The organism is Dissulfurispira sp., from assembly GCF_036745535.1.
Taxonomy (GTDB): Bacteria; Nitrospirota; Thermodesulfovibrionia; order Thermodesulfovibrionales; family Dissulfurispiraceae; genus Dissulfurispira.
Genome location: NZ_DAIOFX010000036.1, coordinates 1 through 4,174, shown reverse-complemented (window position 1 = coordinate 4,174; position 4,174 = coordinate 1). Strand labels below are relative to the sequence as shown.

The window sequence follows — 4,174 nt, the reverse complement described above, 5'->3', positions numbered from 1 at the left end:
GGTATCACATCCACTATCCTTCCTTCAAACAGCTCAAGGGCCTCTTTGATTATGGGATTGTTCCGTGCATCTTCCTTTAAATCTTTTTTGGAGACAGACTTCACTTCCACAGTCTCAATATTTATGGATACATCTTTGCCGGAAATATCCTGAACCACCTTTTTTATAAGCGGGATGTTCTCCTTGACCGATTCCGCATGCACAGACAGCCCGCCGTTGAATGCAATCTTGATTTCACCATCGCCGAAAGAAACGGAGCCTTCGTTCAATTTGGAATAAAGGGGATGGTTTGTTTCGTCTATTTTTTCGAGGACAACATTCCAGATGTCCTGAATGGGTGAATGGGTGAATGGGTGAATGGGTGAATCAGTGATTTTTGTCTCCGGTTCCCCGATTCTCCTATTCTCCGTTTCTGTTACTTTGTTTTCTATCTTCTGACCATTGCTTTCTTGACTGCCGGCTACCGACTGTTGGCTGCTCACTATCCTCAATGCCTCGTTTACCGACTTTAGATGGCTCAGCATGCTTAATCTTATAAGGGTCATTTCAAGGGCAATCCTCGGATAGAATGCGCTTCTTATATCGGGCTCTGCCTTTATCATTTCCGAAAGGATAACTGCCATATGTTCTTCTGTGGTTTTATCCCTTAATTTATTGATTGCACTTGATTCCTCCTCGCTTAAGTCAATGACATTTTTTGCCTCTCCTGCTATCTTTGCTATTAAAAGATCCCTGATGAATTGCAAAAGGTCTTTCGTAAATGTCTTGAGGTCTGCTCCGGTATTGGTGAGTTCCGAGATTATATTGATAATGCCTTTCCTGTCCCCTTCGATTATTGCTGATGAAAGCCTTGAAAGGGTTTCTATATCTGTGATTCCTAAAAGGTCTTTAACCTCGGATTCTGTTATATCCTCTGAGAAAGATGCTATCTGGTCAAGGATAGTTAATGAGTCCCTCATGCTCCCGTCAGCAGCCCGCGCAATCATTTCGAGGGCAGAATCCGTTGCCTTTATACTGTCCGCATTGGAAATAAATTTCAACCTCTCTTTAATCTTCTGACCCGATATTCTTCTGAAGGGCAGATGCTGACAGCGTGATAGCACTGTGGGTGGTATCTTTTTGGGCTCTGTTGTGGCAAGGACAAATATCACATGGGGCGGAGGCTCTTCGAGGGTCTTTAAAAGGGCATTAAAGGCTGACGTGGAAAGCATATGTGCCTCATCAATTATATAAACCTTGTGCCTGCTGCCTGACGGCGCATATCTGACCCTTTCACGAAGGTCTCTTATGTTGTCGACACCTGTATTCGAAGCGCCGTCGATTTCAGATACATCCATGGATGAGCCGTCTGTGACCTCCATGCATGACTGGCATTTCCCGCATGGATCAGGAGTCGGCCCGCTTACGCAGTTTAATGCCTTTGCGAGTATTCTTGCTGTTGTTGTTTTGCCTACGCCCCTCGGCCCTGAGAATATATAGGCATGGGCGACTTTATTTTGGGTAATGGCATTCTTCAGAATGCGTGCAATTGCTTCCTGACCGACTAAATCCTCAAAGGTCTGGGGTCTCCACTTTCTTGCTAAAACAAGGTATGACATTCTACTCCATCCTGTTTTTTTCTACACCCGGGGGCCGGCTTACGGGACCGGCTTGCTGCGGCACCCAGACAAAATGCTTACCGTTGCTTCCTTCCGGACCTGGCGGGGTTCACACCTGCCTGCTGCGCAGGGCCAGCCCCCGGCTGTAGAAAAAAATCGTTCAAACAGTTCAAATCGTTCAAGGTTGTTTAAACTGGCGGAGAGGGAGGGATTCGAACCCTCGGTGAGTTTTACCCCACACACGATTTCCAGTCGTGCACCTTCAGCCTCTCGGCCACCTCTCCAATAATTTTTATAACTTATTTAGGTTAATGTAAAGTACGAATTAAAATCAACCGACTACCCCCAAAACCCTTGTCTTTAACAGGCATAACATATTATCATTAATAAGTTTTTTGGGGGATGAGGACATCCGAGGTTCTGACTTCTGCAGTTTATATCAGAGAGGAGAAGAGTGAGGATGGGGAGAGAAAAGAGAGATGTTAAAATGCAAGACCTGCCCCAAAAAATATGACCCCAAGAATGAGTTTCTTCAATATGTTCTCTTAATATGATAGATTTTAAGCTGGAAGGTGCAATTGTAATATGGCTTTAAGTTCGGAAAGCATAGCTGCAATACGTAAACTATTATCCCAACAAAGCAGAAGGGAAATAAAACAGCTTTTACTCGAAGCCGGTGCAAAAGCAGATAGAATATTATCCATTCCAGTTCTTAGTGATATAAAATCTCGTGATTACCTGACAACTGAGGATATTCTTTCTAAGGGATTTGATACTATTTATGCCGACCATGAAAAAGATAGAGCAGACGGAATCTTAATAAATCTTCTAAGGCAACTGTCTAAAAAAGGAGTTGATATCTCTTATCTTAAGGATGTATTGCAGTCAGATGGGGTTAATTTAAGCAGCTTTCATATCCCTGCGAAGGCCGATAAAGAACAAGCTATTAAGCAAGTAGTAAATAGACAAACACTAAATGAGTGTATAGCAAATAAAGAAGCATATGAATATGACGTTTTCATATGTCACGCAAGTGAGGATAAAGATTCTTTTGTCCGCCCACTGGCCAACGAGTTTCATAGGCGAGGTGTTAATGTGTGGTATGATGAATTTTCACTTAAAGTTGGAGATAGCTTAAGAAGGTCGATAGACCAAGGATTAACAGAATCATGCTATGGCATTGTTGTACTGAGCCCTAACTTTTTTAGAAAAGAATGGCCTCAAAAAAGAACTTGATGGATTAACTGCCCTTGAAAGTGGTGAGAGGAAAGTTATTTTACCGATTTGGCATGAGATTAACAAAGATTACGTTTTAAAATACTCTTCTGTTTAGCTGACCGTATTGCTATAAGCTCTACCACTGGAATTGGAGCCGCTGTAGATGAATTGTTAAAAGTTATAAGACCAAAAATAAATACGAGAAACTTCTTAGCGATGCAATCAAAAAATGGATAACTCACAATATTTTACCGAGCATTGAAGAGTTATATACGCTTTGGTGCAACATTAGACCAGAAAGGCTTACACTTGCTGAAATGGCTTTTCTTTATTACGCCTATTTTTCAAGAAATGGCGAGTTTGACTATTGGATTGATAATGATAATGAAGACTTTTCTTTTTCATATTTAGCTGACTATATGGCAAAACAAGCTAATTTCAACGAGCCACCACTTTCTAAACATCCTATAACTAAAACTGGTGGTGCTCATGGCTTATCACATCAAGATGACGATATTAAAGATGTGATTCGGTTTAAACTGAACATTTTATATAACCAAAAAGAAACAGAAGCCTTTTATTATTTTATCCAAGATGAAATGAATAGAGGTATTGAGGGTGCTAATCATTCGAGTGGGTGATATTAAAACTTTCGTCAGATATATACCAGAAAATGCTGATGTTGAAAGGCAAAATGCTCTCAAATTAATAGGAGAAAAGGATAAATAATGCCAGTAGATAGAAAACGAGTCAGCGCCAGTTTTGAAAATCCTCACCAGAAAAGGATAAAAAAGGGACGGGTACATTTATCTCGCCAATATATTTTGTCCAAACACTGCTTAAGCTACCACGAGAGCAAAAGTCAAAAGTGAAATAGTCAAAAACCTTACGCTGCCAGTTTGTTTGCCTTAACCTGCAGTTTTACGTGTTCATGAGCTTGAAGAATCTTGATTATCTTCAGAATATTCTCAGCCCTTGGATTGCCGCTTGGCCCGAGCATCCGATGGATACTTTTGCTTGACTTCCCGAGTTTAGAGGCAGGTCCCTGAAATGTGATTGTTGCGTTGATGTAATCGCGCAGAATTGATTTGCCTGCATTTATATCACCGGAAAGAAGCTCATTAATAGCCTCTGTCAGCATATGTCTGCGGAACGCTGCATCCCGCTCAGCGCGACCCATGATTGGTTTGCGAAAGTTTTTTGTAATCGGCATATTATCTTTAAATACTCGATAAATTTTATTTTCTCCATCTGAAAAGGTGGTAACATAAAAGTTACCATCTGTCAATAGTCAACGGCTCCAATGCACCAGATAGGTATAGACATATTAACCAGTTTATAGAGGCTATAGAAACAAA

The 4,174-nt window shown here is 41.1% G+C and carries 4 protein-coding genes, 1 tRNA gene and 1 other RNA gene; 2 read left to right on the top strand and 4 right to left on the bottom strand.

Annotated features, from left to right (window positions below; translation table 11 throughout):
• The 3 genes from dnaX to V7L97_RS07365 form a co-directional block, all read right to left on the bottom strand.
• Positions 1–1,598, bottom strand: a 1,598-nt coding sequence (dnaX, locus tag V7L97_RS07375) for a DNA polymerase III subunit gamma/tau (RefSeq protein WP_333654657.1), incomplete at its 3' end; no start/stop codon positions are given.
• Between the two features lie 41 nt (positions 1,599–1,639).
• Positions 1,640–1,737, bottom strand: an RNA gene (ffs, locus tag V7L97_RS07370) — signal recognition particle sRNA small type.
• Positions 1,738–1,792: 55 nt separating this feature from the next.
• Positions 1,793–1,882, bottom strand: a tRNA-Ser gene (locus V7L97_RS07365).
• A gap of 301 nt (positions 1,883–2,183) precedes the next feature.
• On the opposite strand from V7L97_RS07365, the gene V7L97_RS07360 reads away from it, so the two are divergent.
• Both V7L97_RS07360 and V7L97_RS07355 read left to right on the top strand, forming a co-directional pair.
• Positions 2,184–2,834: a toll/interleukin-1 receptor domain-containing protein gene (locus V7L97_RS07360; protein WP_333654656.1), complete on the top strand. Its 651-nt coding sequence runs from the start codon at positions 2,184–2,186 to the stop codon at positions 2,832–2,834.
• Positions 2,835–3,133: 299 nt separating this feature from the next.
• Positions 3,134–3,457, top strand: a complete 324-nt coding sequence (locus V7L97_RS07355) for a hypothetical protein (protein ID WP_333654654.1) — start codon at positions 3,134–3,136, stop codon at positions 3,455–3,457.
• A gap of 245 nt (positions 3,458–3,702) precedes the next feature.
• Here the strand turns inward: V7L97_RS07355 and V7L97_RS07350 are convergent, their stop codons facing one another.
• Positions 3,703–3,996 (bottom strand): helix-turn-helix domain-containing transcriptional regulator, encoded by a 294-nt coding sequence (locus tag V7L97_RS07350; RefSeq protein ID WP_333654653.1) that lies wholly within the window; start codon positions 3,994–3,996, stop codon positions 3,703–3,705.
• Between the last annotated feature and the right edge of the window lie 178 nt (positions 3,997–4,174).